Below are 23,942 nucleotides of genomic sequence, written 5' to 3'. Positions count from 1 at the left end.
AAGGCACGGCACTATGCAACTAATCCGAGGGATCCATAATATTCGACCACATCATTTTGGTTGTGTGTTGACGATTGGAAACTTTGACGGGGTTCATCTTGGACATGTAGAGGTTTTGAAGGGGCTGATTAGCGACGCAAAACACTATCAACTTCCAAGCACAGTGATGTTATTTGAACCGCAGCCCTTGGAGTTTTTTGCCAAAGATAAAGCTCCGGCTAGGCTGACGCGATTACGTGATAAGCTAGTCCTGTTGCAAGAGCTTGGCATAGAGCGAGTCATTTGCGTCAATTTTAATCGCAAATTTGCCTCGCAAGATGCAGAGCAATTTATCAAAGAAGTCCTAGTGACAAAGCTTGGAACCAAGGCGCTCACGGTCGGCGATGATTTTCGTTTTGGCCGTGAACGTGCTGGTGATTTTGCAATGTTAAAGCAAGTAGGCGAACCGCTAGGTATGCAAGTAAAAGACACGGCAAGTTTTCGCAAGCAAGATTGTCGTGTAAGTAGCACGTTGATCCGCACGGCACTTGCGGCTGGTGATTTACGTCAAGCACATGATATGTTGGGCCATACCTATGCCATTTCAGGCCGTGTTATTCACGGTTGGAAGAAAGGCAGAGAGCTTGGTTTCCATACTGCAAATATTGCGTTAAAGCGCCAAGTGAGTCCTGTACGCGGTGTGTATGCGGTCGAAGCGACTGTGAATCACAAAACACATTATGGCGTAGCGAATGTTGGCACTAAGCCAACCCTAAACGGAACGAAAGCCCTTTTAGAGGTGCATCTGTTTAATTTTAATGAGACCATCTACGGTCAGTTTATGAAAGTGGAGCTAATTGAAAAGCTTCGCGATGAGCAAAAATTCGAAACATTGTCGCAGTTAACAGAACAAATCAGTCGTGATGTTAGCAATGCAAAACAGTGTTTTTCTTTAACGTAGCCGATACGGAAAGTAGGATAAATGAGCGACTACAAACATACTTTAAATCTACCGGAAACCGAGTTTCCGATGCGTGGTAATTTGGCGCAACGCGAACCAAAGATGCTGAAAAAATGGTATGAAGAAGACCTATACGGTCAAATTCGCATTGCGAAAAAAGGTAAAAAGCCATTTATTTTGCATGACGGTCCTCCGTATGCAAATGGTGATATTCACCTAGGTCACTCAGTAAACAAAATCCTAAAAGATATTATTATTAAGTCAAAAACGCTTTCTGATTTTGATGCACCTTACGTACCTGGTTGGGACTGTCATGGTCTTCCAATTGAGCTACAGGTGGAAAAGAAAGTAGGCAAACCAGGTAAGAAAGTATCGGCTGCTGAATTCCGTGAAAAGTGCCGCGACTATGCTAAAAAGCAAGTTGATGGCCAAAAAACAGATTTCAAACGCCTTGGTGTGTTAGGTGACTGGGATAAGCCATACTTAACCATGAACTTTGATTTTGAAGCCAATGCTATTCGTGTGCTTGGTCGTATTATCAAAAATGGTCACCTGCACAAAGGTGCAAAGCCAGTTCACTGGTGTACGGATTGTGGTTCAGCGCTTGCAGAAGCGGAAGTTGAATACCAAGACAAACAATCGCCAGCAATCGACGTAAAATTTGTGTTTGCTGATCAAGCGGCAATCATTGGTGCGTTTGGCTTGGCCGAAGGCCATGAAGGTAAAGGCGAAGTAAGTACCGCAATTTGGACTACAACGCCTTGGACATTACCAGCAAACCGCGCTGTGGCAGTACACGGTGCGCTAGAGTATGCACTGGTACAAATTGAAGATGAAGGTCAAGAGCAGCGTATTGTGCTTGGTTCTGAATTAGTAAAAGACGCTGTTGATCGTTTTGGATTCAAGCACTTCCACGTACTAGGTTACGCGAAAGGCGCTGCGCTTGAGAATCTGCGCGTTGCACACCCATTCTTAGATTTCGATGTGCCTGTTATTTTAGGTGAGCACGTAACAACAGACTCAGGTACTGGTATCGTTCACACAGCACCTGGTCACGGTCAAGAAGACTTTGCAGCGGGTCAGGCTTACGGTCTAGAAGTTGCTAACCCGGTTGGTGCAAATGGTGTTTATCTACCAGATACGCCGATTTTTGCAGGTCAGCACGTATTTAAAGCAAATGACAGCATCATTGAGTTATTAACTGAGAAAGGTGTGTTGTTCCGTCATAAGGCATTAACGCATAGTTACCCTCATTGCTGGCGTCACAAAACTCCTATTATTTTCCGTGCGACGCCACAATGGTTCGTCAGCATGGATCAGGCTAACCTACGTGCTGATTCACTGAATGAAATCAAAAAGACAGAATGGTTACCAGAGTGGGGTGAAAGCCGCATCGCAAACATGGTTGAAGGTCGCCCTGACTGGTGTATTTCACGTCAGCGTACTTGGGGTGTACCAATCGCGTTATTTGTCGATAAAGACACCGGTAGCCTACATCCTGAAACGGAAGCCCTCATTGAAGCCGTTGCTAAATTAGTGGAAGAAAAGGGTATTCAGGCGTGGTACGACTTAGAGCCTAGCGCGCTATTAAGTGAAGCAGATGCTCAACAGTACGTAAAAGTACAAGATACGCTAGACGTATGGTTTGACTCAGGTGTAACGCATGCGTGTGTTGTTGATGCACGCGAAGATTTAACAGGTCCTGCAGATCTTTATCTTGAAGGCTCGGATCAGCACCGTGGTTGGTTTATGTCATCAATGATGACTTCAGTTGCTATCAATGGTCATGCACCTTATAAGCAAGTGTTAACGCACGGCTTCACGGTCGATGAAAAAGGCCACAAGATGTCTAAGTCATTAGGCAACGTGATCTCGCCGCAAGACATCATGAACAAGCTAGGTGCAGATATTTTACGTTTATGGGTAGCTTCTACCGATTATACGGCCGAAATGACTGTGTCTGATGAAATCTTTAAGCGCTCAGCTGACCGTTATCGTCGTATTCGTAACACAAGTCGTTATCTACTTGCGAACCTAAGCGGCTTTGATCCAAAAACGAATTTAGTAGCAATTGAAGATATGGTTGAGCTAGATCGCTGGATTGTTGCGCGTGCTGCACAGCTACAAACTGAGATCAAAACAGCGTACGACAAGTATCAAATGCTTCAAGTAACACAGAAGCTTATGAATTTCTGTACTGGTGAATTGGGTTCGTTCTATCTAGACGTGATTAAAGACCGTCAGTACACCGCGAAAAGTGATAGCCATGCGCGTCGTTCTTGTCAATCAGCGCTTTATCATATCGCCGAAGCGATGACACGTTGGATGGCGCCAATCATGAGCTTTACTGCGCAAGAAATCTGGGAAGTATTACCAGGTGAGCGTGGCCAGTTTGTATTCACGGATACTTGGTATGATGCAATTGAAGGGGCGACAGAAGGCTCGTTGAATAACGAGTACTGGCAAAACCTACTGGCGGTACGTGATGAAGTAAACCGTGTGCTTGAGAATGCACGTAAAGAAGAAGTGATCGGTGCGACGCTACAGGCTGAAGTAACGCTATATACAGGCGGGGACTTAGCTGAGCAGCTCAATGCCATTGGTGACGAATTACGCTTTGTTTTACTGACTTCGAAAGCAACGGTAGAAGTAGTCAACAGCAAGCCAGAAAATGCAATTTCATCAGAAATTGATGGTTTATACATTAGTGTAGCGGCAACATCGGCTAAAAAGTGTGATCGTTGTTGGCATTATACCGACGACGTAGGTACGGATGAGCAACATGCAGACATCTGTGGCCGTTGTATTAGTAACGTTGAAGGTGACGGCGAGCAGCGTCAATTCGCCTAGGAGTAAAACGTGACACAAACTACACAGAAAAGTGGTCTGGTGTGGTTGTGGCTTAGTCTACTGCTTTTTGCAGTAGACTATTTCACCAAAGCACTGGTTATGGCTGAAATGGAACTCTATGAGTCCATTGATATTTTGCCTATATTCAATCTCACCTATATGCATAACTATGGTGCGGCTTTTAGCTTCTTAAGTGAAGCTGGTGGCTGGCAGCGTTACTTTTTAAGTGGCATTGCCGTTGCTATTAGCACTTTATTGATTTTTTGGCTTCGTAAATTGCCAGCATCAAATTGGAAGTTGGGATTAGCTTATGCGCTGGTATTAGGTGGTGCGGTAGGAAATTTATACGACCGCATTATTCATGGTTATGTGATTGACTTCCTACATTTCTATTATCAGGATTGGCACTATCCAGCGTTTAATGTCGCAGACATGGCCATTGTCGGCGGTGCTGCCCTATTAATTTTCGATGCCTTTACCAGTGGCGATAAACCACAGGAGAAAAATGCGTGAGTGAGCAACTAATTGGAGCAAAGTCTGAAGTCTTGTTCCATTTTTCAATCAAGTTATCAGACGGTTCAGCAGCAGATTCTACCAAAGTTCATAATAAACCCGCTAAGTTGTTTATGGGTGATGGCAGCCTGACGGAAAATTTTGAAAAGTGTTTGCTTGGATTAAAAGCGGGCGATGAGAAATCTTTTGAGCTAGAGCCAGAAGACGCGTTTGGACAACCAAATCCTGACAATATCTACTATGTTGATAGAAGCAAATTTGGCGCAGAAACCCCCGCTCAAGTAGGTAGCATCATTGCATTTACGCAACCAGATGGTACTGACTTACCTGGATTGATCCGAGAAGTAGCTGGCGACTCGGTAACTGTCGATTTCAATCACCCGCTTGCAGGCCAAAAAGTAACGTTTGAAGTTGAAATTCTTGAGGTAAATAACTAATGGATATCTTGCTGGCAAACCCGAGAGGATTCTGTGCAGGTGTAGATAGAGCGATTAGCATTGTTGAGCGTGCACTCGATATTTTCGAAGCGCCTATTTACGTTCGCCATGAAGTTGTTCATAACAAATATGTTGTTGATGGTCTGAAGTCTCGTGGTGCGGTATTCGTTGAAGAGCTAAATGAAGTTCCAGACGACAGTATTGTTATTTTCAGCGCGCATGGTGTTTCTCAGCAAGTACGTAATGAAGCGAAGCGCCGAGAGTTAAAAGTCTTTGATGCAACTTGTCCGTTAGTGACAAAGGTGCATATGGAAGTGACGCGTGCTAGCCGCAGAGGTACAGAGTGTATTTTGATTGGGCACCATGGGCACCCTGAAGTTGAGGGTACTATGGGTCAGTATGACAATCCGAATGGTGGTATTTATCTCGTTGAAAAACCAGAGGATGTAGCAGCACTCGAAGTGAAAGATGCTGACAATGTGTTCTATTGCAGTCAAACAACATTATCGGTAGATGACACTGCGGATGTAATTGACGCACTGCGTAGCAAGTTTCCGAACATCAGTGGTCCTCGAAAAGATGATATCTGCTATGCTACGCAAAACCGCCAAGATGCGGTTCGCGACTTAGCGGACAAAGTTGATTTATTGCTTGTGGTGGGTGCGAAAAATAGTTCTAACTCTAACCGTTTAAGAGAACTTGCGGATAAAATGGGAACTAAAGCATTTCTTATCGATGATGCCTCTTCCATCGAAGAAACTTGGTTCGATGGGGTTGCAAAGGTAGGTGTAACTGCCGGCGCATCTGCACCTGAAGTGTTGGTTCAACAGGTTATCTCTCGACTTAAAGAACTTGGTGGGAAAACGGTAGTTGAGAACCCAGGACAAGAAGAAAATGTCGTGTTTGCCGTACCTGTAGAACTCAGATAAGAGAGTTAGCACGATGACACCGCGTATCAGGTTGTTGTCTGCACTATTGAGTGAGCGAGGTGTGCTAGCATTGCTAGTTGCCTCGCAAATCCTAGCCTTTTTATATACGTTGATTTCCGCGACTGCGTTTTGGCAATCCCTTGGGTTAACTAGCTTATTTATTCATTTCACTGCCTTTTTATCACTTGCCGTGATAGCGATTGTGCGCCACGCTGTTGAGAAGCGCTCAGATCTAGTTGAAGCAGGTATTCTCATTTCTGTCTTCGTGCTTTGTACTGTTGTTACTAGTACGGCTTTTCCCTATGGTTTTACACTGCTCGGTTGGATTGATGAGGCAAAAATTGAATTGAGCTTATGGCGTAACATCGCAATATGTCTTTGCATTATCACACTTTTCGCGCATTTCTTAGCTATCTTTACCGATAATATTCGTAAGGTGAAAGCGCTATCTCAAGCGGAACTTGAAGCGTTACATGCGAGAATTCGGCCGCACTTTTTATATAACTCACTCAATACCGTGGCCGAATTGACTCATATCGATCCAAGTGCAGCAGAAAAGTCAGCATTAGCCCTTGCCGATTTATCTCGCGCTGCGATGTCCACACAAAATATTGTTCCGCTGGAAAGTGAAATATCTTTATGCAAAGCGTATTTAGCACTTGAGCAGTGGCGCTTTGCAGAGCGTTTGAGGGTAGAGTGGGAATTAGACAATGTCTTGGGAAATGTTTTGATCCCTGCGTTGATATTACAGCCATTGGTGGAGAACGCGGTTAGCCATGGGGTAGAGCCAAACCCAAATGGAGCGGATATTCGTATTCATATTCACTGTAGTAAACGCACCTTAACGGTGGTAATTTTTAACAGCTATGACGCAAAATTAAAGCCGACGCACCAAGGGCATGGCATTGGGATAAGTAACATCAGACGCCGCTTGGCTTTACACTACAATCAGCCAATTGATTTTAAAACCGAAGCCAGTCAAGATAGCTATACCGTCAGTTTTTCGCTACCGCTATGAAAACAGTAATATCTTACCTTATTGTGGATGATGAGCCGTTGGCAAGAGCTCGCGTTAAACGATTAATGCAAAAGCACGCAAGCTTTCGTTGTATCGGTGAAGTTGACTGCGCTGACGGTGTGGAAGCGCTACTAAATCAGGAGCCTGTACAGCTAATTTTTCTTGATATTTCGATGCCGGGTCAGTCAGGTGTTGAGCTTGCGAGTCAATTACGCCTGCAATTTCCGAGGATGAAAATCGTGTTTCTAACGGCGCATCCGGAATATGCGTTAGAAGCATTTGAACTGCACGCCAATGGTTATCTAGTGAAGCCACTAGATAGTGATAAGCTTGATGCTTTATTGACTACTATCTTTCCGAGTATGGAGACGCTAAGCTATTACGTTGGCAGTGAGTTGCGTTACGTTCAGGTTTCGGATGTTATTGTTGCCGAGGCGGATGAAAAATATACGCGAGTAACCTTGAATTCCGGCCTACAAGCATTAATTGACATGTCACTCAAGTCACTGTTAGATAAGTTTCCAACACATTTTATTCAAATCCATCGCAGTACATTAGTTAAGCGAACAGAAATTTCAGCTTTAGAACTACATGAACAAAAGCACTATGTTTGCCTCAAGTCGCTGCCCAATCGCTATGAAGTTAGCCGTAGAGCTTACACCCAACTAAAAACATTATTTTGAGTGTTAAGCTAAGCGGTGAATAAACCGTTTATCGCCTCAATAGACCTTTCATACTATCCCGTATTGAGTTTCAAAGACGACTGCTTACACTGAAGCTAGGACAATTGAATTCTGGTTGAGATATGCATATTTCGCTAAAGCAACATGGCTTCACACTGTTAGAAGTGCTTATTGCGTTTATGATTTTAAGCTTTGGGCTGCTTGGTGCTGTGGCATTACAAGCAAAAGCTAAACAGGCAAGTTTTGATTCTATGCAGCGAGCAGCAGCGGTCGAGCTTGCCAGTGACATTATGCATCGTATTCGTAGTAATGATGCGGCAAATATAACCACACTTTACGATGTTGACTTTAATAGTACCGAAGACGTACAGGCAAACACCACGTGTTATACACAGCGCTGTAATGCAGAAACGCTTGCGAAAACAGATATTGCTAATTGGCGTCAAGCGATAAGAGCAAGGGAAAATACAGGCTCATTGGATAACGCGGTAGTGTGTATTAACCCCACCTCCGTTGCCGGTGATACATCAGGGGTAAATGTACAGGTCATTGTCACTTGGCGAGGTCGTCAAGCCATGACTGCCCTTGCGAATAATCCCGCGGGAGATTGTGGCACGGTTGATGATAGACGCAGAGCAGTAGTTATGGACACATTTGTCTTAATTAGGAGTGTGCCATGAAAAGGATGTTAGGGTTTACTTTATTAGAAATAATGATCGCCATGTTCATTGGTGTAATGTTATTGGCAGGTGTTATAGCAACATACATAGGTATGAAGGCGACCACCAATGACACGATGCAAATTGGAGAGTTACAAGAAAAGGGTCGCTTGGCTCTATCAATAATGCGCCGTGATATTGAGCAAGTAGGTTTCTGGGGAACTTTTTACGACAAGGGTTTCACTGCTACTAATCAAAGTGCACCGGCAAACCCCGGGAACGATTGTTCTGGCGGACCTAACAACGGAAGTTTCCCTAACAATGACCCAACAAATTTTAGGCCTATATGGGCAACAGTCACAAATGGTGCATCAGCACTAGGGTGTATCTCTCGAGCTGTGCCTCAGTCTGAGGTGTTGCAAATGAAATTTCTTGAAGGTAACCCTGTAGGTATCACGGGATTAGTTCCGAATGCAGGGGAGGTACAGAAGACTAGGTACTATTTTATTGCACAGCAGGAGCAAGCAGAGTTTATTGCTGGTAATAGCATTGTCGATATGCCAAGTGTAAATGCCACATTATGGCCCTATAGCCATCATGTTTACTATGTGAGTGAAGAAGAGCAAGTTATTAATAATCGTACGATTACTGTTCCAGTGTTGAGGCGGAAGAGGCTATTAATTAGCGGTGGAATGGTTGATGAGCTAGTGATTGAAGGTGTTGAACAGATACGGTTTGTGTTTGGTTTAGATACCGACTATGACGGCCGCGTAGACAGATACAGGCATACTGCGAATATGTCTGAGGCTGATTGGAGCGGAACACGAGGCATTTTGTCTTTGCAGCTGTTTGTTTTAGTTAGAGTATTACAGCCTGATGCAGATTTCGGGGTGCAAAAGCGAACATATTATCTTGGTAATGATCCTGCTCGTCGAGAGCTAACTTATACAGATGCGGTTCGCAGAACGGTTTTCTCAACCACGATTTCGATGTACAACATGGGAGGCTCAGCATGGGAAATGTAAAGCAACGAGGTGTAGTGCTGATCATGGCGATGGTGATGGTGGTTGCTGTTATGGCGGTTGCAGTGACTTTAATGAGCACAAGTACCTTGGATATTAAAATGACGCATGCGGTGATGGAACGAGAAGAAGCCGAGAGCTTACTGTTTGGTGAAATGCAGAGATTAATACGACAAGAGCAGCGAGCCCCCAATAATGTGTTTTTACGCTCACGGCAGCAGCTAGCAGACGATGGGGCAACAGTACAAACACCCAATGGCTTACAAGCGACCGTAACGAACTTAAACAATGGAGAGCTTGAGTTATTTTGTCCTCGGCAATTTGATTACACGGATGGATTCGTCTGTAACATGACGGAAGTCCAGGCGACGGTGGATTACGGCGATAGAGGTCGTCACAATGTAACTATTGTGATGGGTATTGGGCAAGAAATAGTCAGTGTTTCAAATTAATTATAGACTTCTTCGGATATAAATTATGAAAAAGTTATTTTGTATTTTAATTACTTGGTCCGCGTTGACACAAATCGCTCAGGCCGAAGATATCGAGCTTTACGTTAAACATAATGTCTCTACCCGTGAGCAGCCCAGAGTATTAATGTTATTTGATACATCGGGCAGTATGGCGTGGGACTCACAAAATGGTAAGGCGTGTTATGAGCGTTACTCATATCGCGTGTGGACTGGCTGGCGTTATGAAACACGTTATGGATACCGAGAAACAGAGTGCTTTAACGGTAGTAACTGTTATCAAGCAAATGAGTACAATCAAGCTGTACAGGGCTGTGCTGATAGCCGCCTCAAAGTTGCACAAAATGCGATGCGTAAACTGGTGAGAGACAACGCAGATATCCAATTTGGTTTATCTCGCCTATATTCTTCAAGTGGCGGTTATATATTAAATGGTATTGGTAGTAGTAGTGATGACATTGTAGAAAAAATAAATGCATTACCAGCGTCTGGCTCAACGCCGTTATCTGAAACCTTATGGGAGTTGTATAACTACCTTAAAGGTGGAGATGTCTACTGGGGCGAAAACGGTGGCAACGATAGAGATAAGAGTATAGAGCGTCGTGGTAATTATATCTCCGCGTTTACTCCAGCCCGTGGCGCGGATGAACGCTGCGATACCTCAATTAATTTAATTTTAATGACAGATGGAGATCCAACCAGTGACACTAGCTCTAACAATAGCATAGTGAATGAATATTTTTCAGTCTATGGCTCTTATCCCAATTACTTTGATATAAATGAAGGTTCTGGTGTCACTAAAAATTATTTACCTGCATTAGCTAAAACAATGCGCGGTACGTCTCAAGTTAAAGTTGACTTATATCCTTCTACACCTGATGAACACGATTTTGCACGGGTCTTCACGATTGGTTTTGGTAATGGTATGTCGGGTACAGGCATAGATCTGCTTAAAGAAACCGCGACGCAAGGTGGTGGGCAATATCTTCATGCGCATACCGCAAACGACTTGTCGGACGTGCTCAAAACCACGATTACCAATATCAGAAATGTGAGTGCAAGCTTTAGTTCACCAACCGTGTCTGCCAACGCACAAGACCCGACACAAACTGGAAACGCTTTATACTACACTCAGTTTAAGCCGGAAACTCATACTCGCTGGCGCGGTAACCTTAAAAAATTAAAATTTGAAAATAAAAAAGTGGTGGGCCAAGAAGGTACCCCCGCGATAGATGAAAAAGGCGCAATCTCAAACAGTATTACCACCTTTTGGTCAGCTGGAGGCTCGAAGGATGGCAATAATATTGAAAAGGGTGGTGTTAACTACGCTTTGGAAAATCAACTAACGAGAAAAGTGCTGTCGGATTTTGACGGCGGCTCGTTAGTTGAATTTACTTATGATAATGCAGAGAGTGCATACGGTGGCCGAACACAATTAGCGGATGCGATGGGCCTAAGTGGTGCCAGTAAAAGCCAGTTACAAGAAGTCTTCAACTGGGTAATTGGCAAAGATGTAGATGATGACGATGGAGATGGTTTTTCTTCGGATAGAAGAGCCGATATATTTGCAGATCCGCTTCATTCAAAGCCAGCATCAATTGACTATGGGAATGGTGACGTTCGCATCTTAGTAGGCACCAATGCTGGTGTGTTACACATGTTCAAAGACAATGGTAACAGTGTAAGCGAAAGTTGGGCATTTATTCCGAAGTCGCTTTTATCTATCTTAAACCCAGTGAAAACGGAAAAAGCAGAAACCAAGTTATATGGCATGGATGGCCCAATTACTGTCTATTTTCATGATATCAATAAAAACCGAAAAGTAGAGTCTGGTGACAAGGTGTGGGCCTTTGTTGGTATGCGCCGTGGTGGAAACAAGTACTATGGTTTCGATATCACTAACCCTGATTCGCCATCATTACTTTGGGGTGGGCCTATTTCTGGTGATTCAAATAAGTTTAAAGATTTGGGACAAACGTGGTCTAAGCCTGTCGTCAGCTTTATTGAAAAGCAAAAGAATAGACCCGTATTGATTTTTGCTGCAGGTTATAACACCAACAAAGATAATGTATCGCGCTCAGTCGATGAGAATAACAAAGGTGTTGGTATTTACATGGTCGATATCATGTCAAACAATGCTGATATCGTTTGGTCGCTTACTGGAGATGCGTTTAAGGGGGAGCATAGCATCGTTGCGCAACCTGCATTGACGGATTCGGACTACGATGGCTTTAGCGACCGAATATATTTAGCGGATACCGCCGGCAGTATATGGCGAATAGATATGCCTGGACCAAACCCTAATGATCCTACGGAGCCGTGGACACACTTTGAGCTTGCACAACTGGGTAGTACAGCCGCTGATCAGGATAGACGTTTTTTCTATAAACCTACGATAGCAAGAACCTTCTATAGCCAAGTAACGAAAACTATCTTTGGCACAGGAAAGGATGATTATCGAATGGATAGAAAAGATACGCCGTTTGATGCCATTGTAATAGGGAGCGGAAATCGCGCAAAGCCAATAGATTCAAGCGTAACGGATTATCTCTTTATGGTTAGGGATATGAATACCAAGACAAAATCCTTTGTTGAGGATATCCCGGAACCGATAGTAATCAGCGATTTAATGGAAATGAAAGATGATCCTTTTGGTAATGCGGTAAATGACTTGGAAAAATTCGTTAAAGAAGAGGCTAAGCTGGCTCAATTTAAAGGTTGGAAGTATCAATTGTCTGGTGGAGAAAAGTCGCTAGCAGAATCAACAGTGATTGGTGGGGTCGCTTATTTTACGTCATTTACCCCAGCAGACCAGACTACTCAGCAATGTACGCTCACAGGCGGTAAGGGGCAGCTCTATATGTTTCACCTACACTATGGAACAGGAAAAACCTATATTACATCACAAGACTTACCAGATAAGCCCTCGATCATAGTAAGAGACAATATTGTGTATATTCCAGGTCCTGGGATTGAAGCAGGACCTGATGCAAGTACTCCTTTTGCACCACCGAGTATTCCTAGTGAACCAGTACCTTCTAAAGAGCCGGTCGAAATATTCACAACCAAAAGTACAAAGATAAAGACTAAACAGCTTTATATCTATAAGAGAGAAGATAGCGATGAGAAAGGGAAAGATGAATAGAAATAACTCCGCAGGTTGTTTAGTCGAAAGAGGGTTTACCTTAATTGAAGTAATGATAGTGGTGGTGATCATCGGTATTCTCTCTGCGATTGCGTACCCTAATTACACTGAGTATGTGAGAAGGGGGGCAAGGGCTGATGCCATGACTTTGTTACTTGACGCTGCGAATAAGCAAGAGCAATTTTTTGTGGACAACAGAGCATATTCGAATGATCTTGAAGCAATCGGTGTACCAACAGCAACAGAAAATGGCTACTTCAACGTGACACTTGAAAACGTCACTGCCGATACCTTTAGAATCGTTGCAACAGCTGCAGCAGGGCCTGTACAAGGTGATGAGCAGTGTCCTGCTTTAACCATCGATGAACTTGGGATCCGTGGTGTGACTGGGACAACGAATCAAGACGCTATAGACAGGTGTTGGGAGCGCTAGTTTTCTGGGGAAGTAGTTAACTTCCCTTTTTATTAATACTAACTATCCCCGAGCTTAGGTTATTTACTTTTGACACTCATCAGTATCTTTTAGAGTGCTTTTCCCTGTGTAGCTAACTGACAACGACAATCCCACAGTAGAACTTGCGTTACAGTAGACAAAAGTACCGTTATAGAGTCCTGCGAGATGACCAAAATGACGAAATATAATGGCGTTTCTTGGGTAGGTGAGCTTGTCACCTGAGTCTACTGAGTCTACAACCGCTAACTTATAATCATCGTCTGAAAACTCACCTTGGGGGCGGTAGTCGATAAAAACCGTTAACTGAGTGTGCCACTCTTTGTCGTCGCAGCGATTGTTTTTCAGTGGGCATAAAGTAACGGTTGCACCGCTTGCAACAGCCTGAATACGAGCAAAATTGATGGCTCGCCGCAATGCTTCAAGTTTCATTTTTGGTTTATCAAACTGAAATAAAGCCGTAAGACTGGGAAGAGAAAATAAACTGACGATGGTGATAATCGCCAAACACACTAAAGATTCCAATAGGGAAAAACCCATGTGACGATGCATATCCTTTGCCTCGTATTATATTTTCTTTAAGCCTAGTCGTTTATATATTAAAGGCAAGATTGGCACTTCGAGATATTAGTATTTTTGTGGCTATTCACAGGTATCTGTCGTATTCCCTCGGTATAATGCTGTGCCGGCAGTTGAAACACTCAATTGCTGATTGTTGTCGTCACTACCAGGACAATAGGTAAAATTACCAGCGCTTGAATCACTTAAGAGTCCACTTGAATCAAACCTTAGACGATTGTCACCAGAGAATACCATAGTGTCGTTATCGTCTACGACCTCCATCGTACGATGGATAGTATCACCATTACTAAATGTGCCATTTTTATCTCTGTCAACAAACACGCTAATTCTGTTCGTTGCCCAATTATCTTGGCAAGTAAATGCGGTTCTAGCTTGAATATTTGCTGGTGGGGCCGGGCAGAGAATGACAATTTCGTCCGCGGCGGTTGCTTTTACACGAGCAAAAGCGATATTGCGCTGTAACTCTTGTAAGAAGGACTCTGCTCGGTTACGTTGCAGCAGGTTGCCATCAAAGCTAAATGAAATGGCCAACACGATAGCCAATATAGCGATGGTTATCATCAGTTCTAGTAGATTGAATCCTGCTGATTGTTTCATTACCGCCTCACAACCAAAAAGTAATAATTTATGATTAATATTATTGCGTGAAATCACTTCAACTTTCAATGTCTTTGTTTGCCTTGGGCAAGCGGATTGTCTAAAATCGACGCTATACCAAAGGAATCGAGATAGTCATGAAGAAAATAGAAGCAATAATTAAACCGTTTAAACTTGATGATGTCCGAGAAGCGCTTTCGGATGTGGGGATCACGGGTATGACGGTATGTGAAGTAAAAGGTTTTGGTCGTCAGAAAGGTCATACTGAGTTATATCGCGGTGCTGAATATATGGTAGATTTCTTGCCTAAAGTAAAACTTGATATTGTTACCGCAGATGAAGACGTTGACAGAGCCATTGAAGTTATCCTAAAAACTGCGCAAACGGGCAAAATTGGTGACGGTAAAATCTTTGTGACCGATGTTGAGCGTGTGGTTCGGATCCGTACAGGTGAAGAGGACGAAGAAGCAATTTAATACGCTGCTCAGTCAAATGCTTACCTTTTAAGGCTGCTTACCTTCTATTATGGGCAGCCTAAATCCTTCCTTATTACAACTACAATCAAAAAAAACACGCTGACGGCTGATGTCTATGTACAGGAAACAAGTATTTTTTACTGCTGTAGAATGCTTGAAGGCGAGTACTGGTGAAAGAGGCGTCACGACATTGGTGATATCGTGACTTAGCACTCTTTTTATTTGTTACGTGCGTTAACCGATTTGGCTTTTTTCACGTTATCTGCAAGGTCAGGAAGACCAAGCTTTCGGTAGCTTTTTTCCATAATGTCAAAAGCTTGGGTCAGATAACTACTTTGAGAGTAGTGCTCTACTACATATTTGCCACGGTTTGCTGCGGCAAGATATGCTTCACGTTCGAAGTAATATTCAGCGACTCTCAGTTCGTAACGAGCCATTTTGTTTAGTAACCATACTAAGCGTTTTTTCGCCTCTGGTGCATATGGACTGTTTGGGTAGTTTTTAACCAGCGTGGTTAAGTCCTGAAAAGCAACGCGGGTGCGATTGGCATCGCGGTCGGCTCTGTCTACACCGAAATATTCTTGGAATGCGTTTTCGTCAGCTTTAATACTTACCAGACCTCGCATGTAGTACATGTAGTCTAGGTCTTTATGATTTGGATTTAAGCGAATAAAACGATCAATAGTGGCAAGTGCTTGGTCAGTGTTACCTGTTTGATAATATGCATAGACTAAGTCCATTTGAACTTGTCTTGCATAAGGGCCAAACGGGTAACGAGCATTAATCGCGCCCAATAATTCAATGGCGCGGGCATATAAACCTGAATCTAATGTTTGTTTAGCATCTTCATAAAGCGCTTGGGCGGATTTGTTTGGTACGCGCTCAATATCTTCTTGTTCTGGTGCGGATGAACAGGCTGCCAAACCCAAAACAGACGCGGCTAACGCCAGCCTAAAGGCGTGTGTCCTTAAGTTTTTAATCATTTTATTTTACTACCTTTGTTTTCTTCGGCTAGGCCAACTCGGCAAAACCGAGTAAACTATGCATTAATACGATTCTAACCCAGTCGAGCACGGCTTGCACTGGTAAATTAGGTAAAGTTTCAGATGTCAGAGCAAATTTCCCTCCAAGCGGAGGTTCCAGTCGAACTCGGTGGTAAACGTCTAGACCAAATATTGGCGCAATTGTTCCCGGATTTTTCTCGTTCAAGAATAAAAACTTGGATCCTTGAAGATAAAGTCACCGTAGATGGCGAAGTATTCAACACCCCTCGTGAAAAGTTACTTGGTGGTGAAAGTGTCGCTATCGAGACGGTTATCGAAGCACAACGTGAATACGAAGCGCAAGATATAGAGTTAGACATTGTTTACGAAGATGATGACATTCTTGTGATAAACAAGCCGATGGGGCTGGTGGTTCACCCCGGTGCCGGTAACCCAGATGGCACAGTGTTAAATGCTCTGTTGCACCATCACCCAGAAATCATTAACGTGCCACGTGCTGGCATCGTACACCGTCTAGACAAAGACACGACTGGTCTAATGGTCGTAGCGAAAACTATTCAAGCACAAACGCACTTGGTGAAGAATCTGCAAGCGCGTGAAAACTTCACACGTGAATACGAAGCTGTCTGTAATGGCACGATGACCGCAGGTGGCATGATTGAAAAGCCAATCGGTCGTCACGCAACCAAGCGTACACATATGGCAGTACATGAGATGGGTAAGCCAGCTATCACTCATTACCGTGTTGCTGAAAAGTTCAGAGCACACACGCGATTGCGCCTGCGCCTAGAAACCGGTAGAACGCACCAAATTCGTGTACACATGGCGTATTTGAATCACCCACTAATTGGCGATCAGCTCTATGGCGGCCGTCCTCGTCCACCAAGAAATGCAACTCAAGGATTAACCGAGCAATTAAGAGAGTTTAAACGTCAGGCATTGCATGCTATAAAATTGAGTATCGCTCACCCTATTACTGGCGAGAAGATGACATGGGAAGCGCCTGTGCCTGAAGATATGATTAAGTTGGTGGCAGCGCTCAGAGAAGACACCAAAGAAAACCCGGATTTAACGTTATAAGATGCAACTTGCTCAGTGGCCATTAACCCAATTAGTTGGGACATTATCAACAACGCGTAAGGGCGGTGTTTCAGCGCCGCCGTATGATAGCTTCAATCTAGCCTTTCATGTTGGTGATAATGCTGAACATGTAGCCGAAAACCGTCGAATTTTACATGGTTATGTGGCCAACCCGATTGTATGGCTTGAGCAAGTACATGGCGCAGAAGTGGTGGTGGTCGACGAGCAGTTTGAAATCGCACAGGTCCATCAAGCCGATGCCTTATACACTCGATTGCGTCAAACACCACTGGCTATCATGACAGCAGACTGCTTACCCATTCTGCTTGCATCAAAAGATGGTGAAGAGGTGGCCGCTATCCATGGTGGTTGGAAGCCTCTTGCGGCTGGAATTATCTCGCAAACACTGGCTAAGTTTAACTGTGCACCTGAAGAGATCTGTGTATGGTTTGGCCCTGCGATTGGGCCTAGAGCATTCGAGGTGGGCGAAGACGTAGTAGAGGCTTTTGAGGCGCAACGAAATACGGCATTTGTTGCCAAAAAAGACGGTAAATATATTGCGGATATTTTCGAGCTTGCACAATCGTTACTACGCGAGCAAGGTGTAAAAAATTTTTACGGCGATAAACACTGTACAGTAACTATGTCCGAGCAGTATTTTTCCTATCGTAGAGACAAAACAACGGGCCGTATGGCAACTTTGATTTGGCGCAAATAATCAGGGTAAATTATTACTTTTACGCTTGATCTTCGTTCAGTTAATACCCATAAATAAGGTAATTCGATATTTTATATGGGTAAATAAATCATGCGTTTAGATAGATTTACAAGCAAATTCCAAGCTGCGCTTTCCGATGCGCAGTCATTAGCGCTTGGGCGCGATCACCAATTTATTGAACCTGTTCATTTAATGTATGCTTTGCTCCAACAGAGCGGATCGAGTGTGCGCGCATTATTAGCACAAGCAGGTGTGAGCGCCGACGAGCTTAATACTAAGTTGTCACAAGCCATTGAAAAGCTATTTAAAGTAGAAGGTGTAGGTGGTGATGTACAGCTTTCAAATAACCTTATTTCGCTGATCAATCTGTGTGATAAATATGCACAAAAGCGTAAAGATAAATATATCTCCAGCGAGCTATTTGTTTTTGCTGCGTGCGAAGATAAAGGCCCATTAGGCGAGATTTTCAAAGCGCTTAACATCACCCAGCCAAAGATTGAGCAAGCCATTAAGGCTATTCGAGGGGGTCAAAAAGTGGATGACCCTAATGCCGAAGACACTCGCCAAGCTCTTGAGAAATTTACCATCGATCTCACTGAGCGTGCTGAGCAAGGTAAGCTTGATCCTGTTATTGGCCGTGACGACGAAATTCGCCGCACTATTCAAGTGCTACAGCGCCGTACTAAAAACAACCCTGTACTTATCGGTGAACCGGGCGTTGGTAAAACCGCCATCGTTGAGGGGCTCGCGCAGCGTATTATCAACGGTGAAGTTCCTGAAGGTTTGAAAAGTAAGCGCGTACTATCGCTGGATATGGGCGCATTGGTGGCAGGAGCCAAATACCGTGGTGAATTTGAAGAGCGCCTAAAGTCGGTATTGAACGAGTTGGCTAAAGAAGAAGGTCAAGTTATTCTCTTTATTGATGAAATCCATACTATGGTAGGGGCTGGCAAGACCGACGGTGCAATGGATGCAGGTAACATGCTAAAACCCGCACTTGCTCGTGGTGAGCTTCACTGTGTGGGGGCGACCACGCTCGATGAATATCGTCAGTATATTGAAAAGGACGCGGCACTTGAGCGTCGTTTCCAAAAAGTATTTGTTGCAGAGCCAACCGTAGAGGACACCATCGCGATTCTACGTGGCTTAAAAGAGCGTTACGAATTGCACCACTCGGTGGATATTACCGATCCCGCGATTGTCGCTGCGGCTAATTTATCACATCGTTATATCTCAGATCGGCAGCTTCCAGATAAAGCTATCGATTTGATAGACGAGGCAGGGTCTTCAATTCGGCTGCAAATTGACTCAAAGCCGGAGCAATTAGATAGACTAGAGCGCCGTATCATCCAACTAAAATTGGAAGATAACGCGCTGGCAAAAGAGAAAGATGAAGCGAGTCAAAAGCGTCGCACTGAGATGCAAACGCTCATCAATGAATTAGAAGCTGAGTATCGTGAGCTTGATGAGGTGTGGAATGCCGAAAAAGCCTCACTACAAGGCACACAAGTGATTAAGGCTGAGCTTGAGCAAGCGCGTTTAGATCTAGAAGTCGCGCGTCGAGCAAGTGACTTGCAACGCATGTCCGAACTGCAATACGGTCGGATCCCTGAGCTTGAGCGAAAACTAGACCTTGCTTCTCAGGCTGAAATGCAGGAAATGAGCCTTTTAAAAAATCAGGTGGGTGAAGATGAAATTGCAGAAATTTTATCTCGCTGGACTGGGATCCCGGTAGCAAAAATGCTTCAAGGTGAGCGTGAAAAGTTACTGCAAATGGAAGACGAGCTCCATAAAAAAGTGATTGGGCAAGACGAAGCCGTTAATGCGGTTGCCAACGCTATCCGTCGCTCACGAGCCGGGCTTGCAGACCCAAATCGCCCAATTGGTTCGTTTTTGTTCTTAGGTCCAACAGGGGTCGGTAAAACGGAGCTGACCAAAGCGTTAGCCAACTTTATGTTTGATACAGAAGACGCCATGGTGCGCATTGATATGTCCGAGTTTATGGAAAAACACTCAGTTGCGCGCTTGGTTGGTGCACCTCCTGGCTATGTTGGCTACGAGGAAGGCGGTTATTTGACAGAAGCGGTAAGGCGTCGTCCTTATTCTGTGATTTTGCTTGATGAGGTCGAAAAAGCGCATCCAGATGTATTTAATATCTTATTGCAGGTCTTGGACGATGGTCGCTTGACCGATGGTCAAGGTCGCACGGTTGATTTTAAAAATGCGGTGATCATCATGACCTCGAACTTGGGGTCGGATGTCATTCAAGAGCAAGCAGGAAATAACGACTACGCGACACTCAAAGAGCGTGTTATGGGCGTGCTCGCTAGTCAGTTTAGACCTGAATTTATTAACCGTATTGATGAAACTGTGGTGTTCCACCCGCTTATCAATGAACATATTAAAGAAATTGCGAGTATTCAATTAGATAGATTGAGTAAACGCTTAACTGAAAAAGGCTTTGCGCTTGAGCTCAGTGACGCCGCGCTTGATAAAATCGCTGCAAGCGGATTTGATCCTGTATATGGTGCCCGTCCTCTAAAACGAGCCGTGCAACAATACATTGAAAACCCGTTGGCGCAGGACTTGTTACAAGGTAAGTTTGTGACTGGCGATACCATTAAAGTCGAGGTTGTCGACGATCAGATAGTGTTCAATCACTAATATAGCTAAACGCTCTTACAGTCATACTGTAAGAGCGTTTTTCCTTCCCATACTGTAAATTTCTTCAAACTCCTTACCCTTTCGCGTATTCTACAAAGATAACAAACTGTCTTCTAATGAAAGCCGCACATGATAAATAAGTCAACCACTTACGGTATCTACGAATTTGGTGATAGCAATCAACTGTGTAGTACCACCATTTCTTTGCCAGCACTTACTTCAGACCAAGTGCGCATAAAAGTAAACAGCACCAGTATTAATCCTATTGAAGTGAAAACCAGACAAGGCCTTGGTTATGTTGCGGCGCAAAAAGGCGCAGGTGCCTTTTTGCCGCTCGGATATGATCTTTATGGTGAGGTGGTTGAGGTTTATGGCCCAGATAACCAATTTAAAGTAGGCGACCTTGTCATCGGTATGATTGGGTTTGCGAGTAACCCCGGAACCTATAGTGATTATGTCGTGGCGCTTGAGTCAGAGCTCATCAAGGTTTCTTTGCAAGAAAATCCAGATATTGCAGGTCTTTGTCTTGCGGGTCTTACTGCAAAACAAGCGCTAGATAAATTTTCGAATCATAATCGTCCACTATATGTATTGGCACCAACTGGTGGCGTGGGGCATTTAGCAATTCAACTAGCACAGCTCCAAGGGCGAAAAGTTATTGCTGTCTCGACCCGCCCTGAGCACGAATTGTTGTCGAAGCTCAAGGTAACGGCAATAAGTTATAACGAATTTTATCAACACCAAGTTGAATGCGATTTACTGGACTTAATTGGTGGCGATATTGCATTACAGTGTGTCGACTCGATGAAGCCGGATTCGCACCTAGTGACTATTCCCAGCGTCACCAAAGAAATCGTCTGTGAGCGAGCCACGACAAGGGGTGTAAGGGCTGAGGGGATGTTGGTTGCGAGTAATTTAGACGATCTTAAATATTTGTATCAGGCGTACCAAGCTGGCAAAATCAGCATAAACGTAAGTCATTACTTTGCGATGGCGGATATTGCGCTGGCTCATCACTGTATGGAAAGTGGTAAGCATGTTGGCAAAGTTATTATTAAGGCCTAAGTGTACTAAAAGTAGCCATATTTAAATTAAATCACTCATTTAATGAATACACTTGGTATAATTTGGTTTCGACCCCATAAACTTGAAATTGGCCTGTAGGTTCGAGGAAGAATTTTTGAAACAATTAGACTTAAACACTAAGCTGGACTTATTGTCTGACGGCGCGCATCGCGGCGTTTTCAAAGGTATCAAAAGAGGTATCGAACGTGAGGCATTGCGGATCCAAGGGTCGGGAAAAATAGCGAAAACACCGCATCCAGAAAAGACGGGCCACGCACTGACCAATGGTCATATCACCACTGATTTTTCTGAGTCGCTACTCGAATTTATCACTCCAGTGAGTGAAGACCCACAAGAGACATTAGCGCAACTTTCTGATCTACAGAAGTTTACTTTGGCTAACATGGGTGATGAGTTACTGTGGCCTTTGTCGATGCCATGCTTTATTGAGGACGAAGAAGATATTGTCCTAGCACAGTTTGGCACTTCTAATATCGGCAAAATGAAAACCCTATATCGTGAAGGGCTAAAAAACCGTTACGGCAGCATGATGCAGGCCATTGCGGGTGTGCACTTCAATATTTCGTTTCCAGAGACCGTATGGCAAAGCCTGCAAGTGATGTCTGAAGATGATAACCCTCAACAATCATTTATCTCCCAGCAGTATTTAGGCCTAATTCGTAATTTCAAACGTGAAATGTGGCTGATAAGCTACCTGTTTGGCGCATCTCCTGCGCTTTGTCCGTCATTTTTGCAAGGCAAAAAGAGCGACTTGCCATTTAGTAAACTAGAAAATGGCTCCATCTACCTTGAATATGGCACGGCGCTTAGACTGGGTGATTTAGGTTATACCAATAGCGCACAAAGCTCGCTTAAGGTGATGTATAACGATCTGGATGAGTATATTGCGGGCTTGCGACAAGCCATTCGTTGTCGCTCCGACTTATATCATGAAATTCCAGACTATCGAGCAGCAGAGCCAAAACAGCTGAATCGCAACATTTTACAAATTGAAAATGAGTTCTACTCGCCAATTAGACCAAAGCGCAATGCCAAGTCTGGTGAAACGCCGACTCAGGCACTTGAACGTGGTGGTATCGAATATATCGAAATTCGTGCGCTGGATGTTAACCCATTCGAGCATACTGGTGTCAGTCTTGAGCAAATCCACTTCCTCGATGTGTTCTTAACCTATTGTTTGTTAAAGCCAAGCCCTGAACTTTCGTTTGAAGCGCAGAAGCTCGCTGGTAAGAATTTACATCAGGTGGTTAACCAAGGTCGCTGCACAGCACTCGAACTGAGTAAAGCGGGTGAGCCTGTGAGTGTGAAACAGTGGGGCACAGAGATTTTTACAGACTTACTCAAAGTCGCAAAAATGTTAGATGCGAGTACTGAACAATCAGTCTATGTGGCGACGGTGGAAAAATTAATGTTGTCAATTGAAACGCCTGCACTTACTTTTTCTGGGCAGTTGCTATCTCAACTGAAGAGTCGTACCTTAGAACAAGGCTCAATGGGCATTGAACTTGCGAAAAAATATAAGCAACTTCATCAAGATATCAAATATGGTTATTACGATGAAGATACGCTGAAGTCATTTGCACGTCAGTCTTTCGAAGATGAGGCTGCGGTTAGAGCTGCGGATACGGTAGACTTCACGGCTTTCCTTGACGATTATTTTTCAAGGGCATAATGCACAAGGCAAAAAAAAGCGCAGCCATAAGGCTGCGCAAATAAATTTCAGGGATGAAACAATGCTAAACTGCTGCATTCATAAGTTCAGACCAATGCAAATTGTAAAAGTTCATTAGGTTTCGAAAAAATGCAAAAAAAATTAATTTTAATTAGCCTCGTCGCCGTTTTATCCGGATGTGCTACTGCACCACCTAAACAACCTCATGATATTTGTAAAATTTTTGAGGAAAAAGAAGATTGGTATTATGATGCTCGTGATGCTCAAGAAAAATGGGGCTCACCAAAGCATGTACTGATGAGCATGATGTACCAAGAAAGCTCTTTTCGTCACGATGCGGCTCCTCCTATGGAATATTTCCTGTGGTTTATTCCTGTTGGCAGAGTGAGCTCTGCTTATGGCTACTCTCAAGCCAAAACTCCGACTTGGTCTGATTATATTCGTGAAACTGGAAACTCAGGTGCAGATCGCGATGACTTTGAAGACGCCATCGATTTTATGGCTTGGTTCGTATACAAAACTCACAAGGTAAACGGCGTGTCAAAATGGGACGCTTATGCACAATACCTCAATTATCATGAAGGCTGGGGCGGTTATCGTCGTGGCACTTATAAAAATAAGAAATGGTTAATGCAAGTCGCAAATAAGGTAAAGCATCGAGCTGCGCGCTATGCCGTTCAACTTAAACGCTGTGAAGATGATTTAGATAAGAACTGGTTCGAGCGAATTTTTTCTTGAGGAAATTGCGGTGTTACTTTCAACACCGCAATTGAGTTTACTTGCTTAAGAGTTATACCAATTAGTCTTAATACTTGCTCAATTTGAAGGATAAAATCTGACGCTAACTGCGTTAAAAATTTCTCATTTAGAACAACTAAATAACCTGAGCTGCGGATAATTAATGCCTTTCTAGCAGCCAGTTTTAGCGCTAACTGCGTTGAATTCA

Annotated in this window: 22 protein-coding genes; 19 read left to right on the top strand and 3 right to left on the bottom strand. The window is 43.8% G+C overall.

Features of this window, described 5'->3' with window-relative positions; genetic code table 11:
* The first annotated feature begins 13 nt into the window (after positions 1-13).
* The 12 genes from ribF (at position 14) to MHN32_RS11035 (ending at position 13,099) form a co-directional block, all read left to right on the top strand.
* The gene (ribF, locus tag MHN32_RS11090) at positions 14-940 is read left to right on the top strand and encodes a bifunctional riboflavin kinase/FAD synthetase (RefSeq protein ID WP_010606667.1); all 927 of its coding nucleotides are present in this window, start codon (positions 14-16) and stop codon (positions 938-940) included.
* Between the two features lie 21 nt (positions 941-961).
* Positions 962-3,790 (top strand): isoleucine--tRNA ligase, encoded by a 2,829-nt coding sequence (gene ileS, locus MHN32_RS11085; RefSeq protein ID WP_239421726.1) that lies wholly within the window; start codon positions 962-964, stop codon positions 3,788-3,790.
* 9 nt (positions 3,791-3,799) lie between these two features.
* Positions 3,800-4,303 carry a signal peptidase II gene (gene lspA / locus MHN32_RS11080; RefSeq protein ID WP_010370991.1) on the top strand — a complete coding sequence of 168 codons (504 nt, stop codon included), beginning with the start codon at positions 3,800-3,802 and terminating at the stop codon, positions 4,301-4,303.
* Complete coding sequence (gene fkpB, locus MHN32_RS11075; protein WP_010370993.1) at positions 4,300-4,740, top strand: FKBP-type peptidyl-prolyl cis-trans isomerase; 441 nt, start codon at positions 4,300-4,302, stop codon at positions 4,738-4,740. The genes lspA and fkpB overlap by 4 nt, the downstream gene beginning before the upstream one ends.
* Positions 4,740-5,669 (top strand): 4-hydroxy-3-methylbut-2-enyl diphosphate reductase, encoded by a 930-nt coding sequence (gene ispH, locus MHN32_RS11070; protein ID WP_010606669.1) that lies wholly within the window; start codon positions 4,740-4,742, stop codon positions 5,667-5,669. The genes fkpB and ispH overlap by 1 nt, the downstream gene beginning before the upstream one ends.
* A 13-nt stretch (positions 5,670-5,682) precedes the next feature.
* Positions 5,683-6,687, top strand: coding sequence for a histidine kinase (locus MHN32_RS11065; protein ID WP_102057188.1), 1,005 nt, complete (start codon positions 5,683-5,685; stop codon positions 6,685-6,687).
* Positions 6,684-7,370, top strand: coding sequence for a LytTR family DNA-binding domain-containing protein (locus MHN32_RS11060; protein WP_102057187.1), 687 nt, complete (start codon positions 6,684-6,686; stop codon positions 7,368-7,370). Before MHN32_RS11065 ends, MHN32_RS11060 begins: the two co-directional genes overlap by 4 nt.
* 122 nt (positions 7,371-7,492) lie before the next feature.
* Positions 7,493-8,050 carry a type IV pilus modification protein PilV gene (gene pilV, locus MHN32_RS11055; protein ID WP_102057186.1) on the top strand — a complete coding sequence of 186 codons (558 nt, stop codon included), beginning with the start codon at positions 7,493-7,495 and terminating at the stop codon, positions 8,048-8,050.
* Positions 8,047-9,054: a PilW family protein gene (locus MHN32_RS11050; protein ID WP_102057185.1), complete on the top strand. Its 1,008-nt coding sequence runs from the start codon at positions 8,047-8,049 to the stop codon at positions 9,052-9,054. The genes pilV and MHN32_RS11050 overlap by 4 nt, the downstream gene beginning before the upstream one ends.
* Entirely contained in the window at positions 9,042-9,503 is a 462-nt protein-coding gene (locus MHN32_RS11045) for a hypothetical protein (RefSeq protein WP_010606674.1), read from the top strand. The genes MHN32_RS11050 and MHN32_RS11045 overlap by 13 nt, the downstream gene beginning before the upstream one ends.
* Before the next feature lie 25 nt (positions 9,504-9,528).
* Entirely contained in the window at positions 9,529-12,666 is a 3,138-nt protein-coding gene (locus tag MHN32_RS11040) for a PilC/PilY family type IV pilus protein (RefSeq protein ID WP_235366650.1), read from the top strand.
* Positions 12,659-13,099, top strand: coding sequence for a type IV pilin protein (locus MHN32_RS11035; RefSeq protein ID WP_239421725.1), 441 nt, complete (start codon positions 12,659-12,661; stop codon positions 13,097-13,099). The genes MHN32_RS11040 and MHN32_RS11035 overlap by 8 nt, the downstream gene beginning before the upstream one ends.
* Positions 13,100-13,162: 63 nt before the next feature.
* Here the strand turns inward: MHN32_RS11035 and MHN32_RS11030 are convergent, their stop codons facing one another.
* Together MHN32_RS11030 and MHN32_RS11025 are read right to left on the bottom strand one after the other, a co-directional pair.
* Positions 13,163-13,669: a GspH/FimT family pseudopilin gene (locus MHN32_RS11030; RefSeq protein WP_239421724.1), complete on the bottom strand. Its 507-nt coding sequence runs from the start codon at positions 13,667-13,669 to the stop codon at positions 13,163-13,165.
* Positions 13,670-13,759: 90 nt separating this feature from the next.
* Positions 13,760-14,365 (bottom strand): GspH/FimT family pseudopilin, encoded by a 606-nt coding sequence (locus tag MHN32_RS11025; protein ID WP_343224390.1) that lies wholly within the window; start codon positions 14,363-14,365, stop codon positions 13,760-13,762.
* A gap of 68 nt (positions 14,366-14,433) precedes the next feature.
* On the opposite strand from MHN32_RS11025, the gene glnB reads away from it, so the two are divergent.
* Complete coding sequence (gene glnB / locus MHN32_RS11020) at positions 14,434-14,772, top strand: nitrogen regulatory protein P-II (protein ID WP_010371023.1); 339 nt, start codon at positions 14,434-14,436, stop codon at positions 14,770-14,772.
* Between the two features lie 218 nt (positions 14,773-14,990).
* Here the strand turns inward: glnB and MHN32_RS11015 are convergent, their stop codons facing one another.
* Positions 14,991-15,755 carry an outer membrane protein assembly factor BamD gene (locus MHN32_RS11015; RefSeq protein ID WP_010371025.1) on the bottom strand — a complete coding sequence of 255 codons (765 nt, stop codon included), beginning with the start codon at positions 15,753-15,755 and terminating at the stop codon, positions 14,991-14,993.
* A gap of 123 nt (positions 15,756-15,878) precedes the next feature.
* On the opposite strand from MHN32_RS11015, the gene rluD reads away from it, so the two are divergent.
* The 6 genes from rluD (at position 15,879) to MHN32_RS10985 (ending at position 23,734) form a co-directional block, all read left to right on the top strand.
* The gene (rluD, locus tag MHN32_RS11010) at positions 15,879-16,856 is read left to right on the top strand and encodes a 23S rRNA pseudouridine(1911/1915/1917) synthase RluD (RefSeq protein WP_010371027.1); all 978 of its coding nucleotides are present in this window, start codon (positions 15,879-15,881) and stop codon (positions 16,854-16,856) included.
* Position 16,857: 1 nt separating this feature from the next.
* A complete protein-coding gene (pgeF, locus tag MHN32_RS11005; protein WP_206473404.1) occupies positions 16,858-17,574 on the top strand; it encodes a peptidoglycan editing factor PgeF in 717 nt (238 codons plus the stop codon).
* A 90-nt stretch (positions 17,575-17,664) separates the two neighbouring features.
* Entirely contained in the window at positions 17,665-20,238 is a 2,574-nt protein-coding gene (clpB, locus tag MHN32_RS11000; protein WP_130163731.1) for an ATP-dependent chaperone ClpB, read from the top strand.
* Between the two features lie 129 nt (positions 20,239-20,367).
* Positions 20,368-21,303 carry an NADP-dependent oxidoreductase gene (locus tag MHN32_RS10995; protein WP_239421722.1) on the top strand — a complete coding sequence of 312 codons (936 nt, stop codon included), beginning with the start codon at positions 20,368-20,370 and terminating at the stop codon, positions 21,301-21,303.
* Positions 21,304-21,418: 115 nt separating this feature from the next.
* Positions 21,419-22,996: a glutamate--cysteine ligase gene (gene gshA, locus MHN32_RS10990; protein WP_174169987.1), complete on the top strand. Its 1,578-nt coding sequence runs from the start codon at positions 21,419-21,421 to the stop codon at positions 22,994-22,996.
* Between the two features lie 129 nt (positions 22,997-23,125).
* Positions 23,126-23,734 carry a transglycosylase SLT domain-containing protein gene (locus MHN32_RS10985; protein WP_010606683.1) on the top strand — a complete coding sequence of 203 codons (609 nt, stop codon included), beginning with the start codon at positions 23,126-23,128 and terminating at the stop codon, positions 23,732-23,734.
* The last annotated feature ends 208 nt before the right edge of the window (positions 23,735-23,942 follow it).

It is taken from the genome of Pseudoalteromonas sp. Of11M-6 (assembly GCF_022347905.1).
Taxonomy (GTDB): Bacteria; Pseudomonadota; Gammaproteobacteria; order Enterobacterales; family Alteromonadaceae; genus Pseudoalteromonas.
Note: the sequence above shows the minus strand (reverse complement) of the source record. Positions and strands in the feature narration are given on the sequence as shown.

Bases quoted from the DNA above. Each gene is read 5' to 3' on its own strand.
- ribF (WP_010606667.1), top strand. From the start codon at position 14: ATGCAACTAATCCGAGGGATCCATAATATTCGACCACATCATTTTGGT.
- ileS (WP_239421726.1), top strand. From the start codon at position 962: ATGAGCGACTACAAACATACTTTAAATCTACCGGAAACCGAGTTTCCG.
- ispH (WP_010606669.1), top strand. From the start codon at position 4,740: ATGGATATCTTGCTGGCAAACCCGAGAGGATTCTGTGCAGGTGTAGAT.
- MHN32_RS11065 (WP_102057188.1), top strand. From the start codon at position 5,683: ATGACACCGCGTATCAGGTTGTTGTCTGCACTATTGAGTGAGCGAGGT.
- MHN32_RS11060 (WP_102057187.1), top strand. From the start codon at position 6,684: ATGAAAACAGTAATATCTTACCTTATTGTGGATGATGAGCCGTTGGCA.
- pilV (WP_102057186.1), top strand. From the start codon at position 7,493: ATGCATATTTCGCTAAAGCAACATGGCTTCACACTGTTAGAAGTGCTT.
- MHN32_RS11050 (WP_102057185.1), top strand. From the start codon at position 8,047: ATGAAAAGGATGTTAGGGTTTACTTTATTAGAAATAATGATCGCCATG.
- MHN32_RS11045 (WP_010606674.1), top strand. From the start codon at position 9,042: ATGGGAAATGTAAAGCAACGAGGTGTAGTGCTGATCATGGCGATGGTG.
- MHN32_RS11040 (WP_235366650.1), top strand. From the start codon at position 9,529: ATGAAAAAGTTATTTTGTATTTTAATTACTTGGTCCGCGTTGACACAA.
- MHN32_RS11035 (WP_239421725.1), top strand. From the start codon at position 12,659: ATGAATAGAAATAACTCCGCAGGTTGTTTAGTCGAAAGAGGGTTTACC.
- MHN32_RS11030 (WP_239421724.1), bottom strand. From the start codon at position 13,669: ATGCATCGTCACATGGGTTTTTCCCTATTGGAATCTTTAGTGTGTTTG.
- glnB (WP_010371023.1), top strand. From the start codon at position 14,434: ATGAAGAAAATAGAAGCAATAATTAAACCGTTTAAACTTGATGATGTC.
- MHN32_RS11015 (WP_010371025.1), bottom strand. From the start codon at position 15,755: ATGATTAAAAACTTAAGGACACACGCCTTTAGGCTGGCGTTAGCCGCG.
- rluD (WP_010371027.1), top strand. From the start codon at position 15,879: ATGTCAGAGCAAATTTCCCTCCAAGCGGAGGTTCCAGTCGAACTCGGT.
- pgeF (WP_206473404.1), top strand. From the start codon at position 16,858: ATGCAACTTGCTCAGTGGCCATTAACCCAATTAGTTGGGACATTATCA.
- clpB (WP_130163731.1), top strand. From the start codon at position 17,665: ATGCGTTTAGATAGATTTACAAGCAAATTCCAAGCTGCGCTTTCCGAT.
- MHN32_RS10995 (WP_239421722.1), top strand. From the start codon at position 20,368: ATGATAAATAAGTCAACCACTTACGGTATCTACGAATTTGGTGATAGC.
- MHN32_RS10985 (WP_010606683.1), top strand. From the start codon at position 23,126: ATGCAAAAAAAATTAATTTTAATTAGCCTCGTCGCCGTTTTATCCGGA.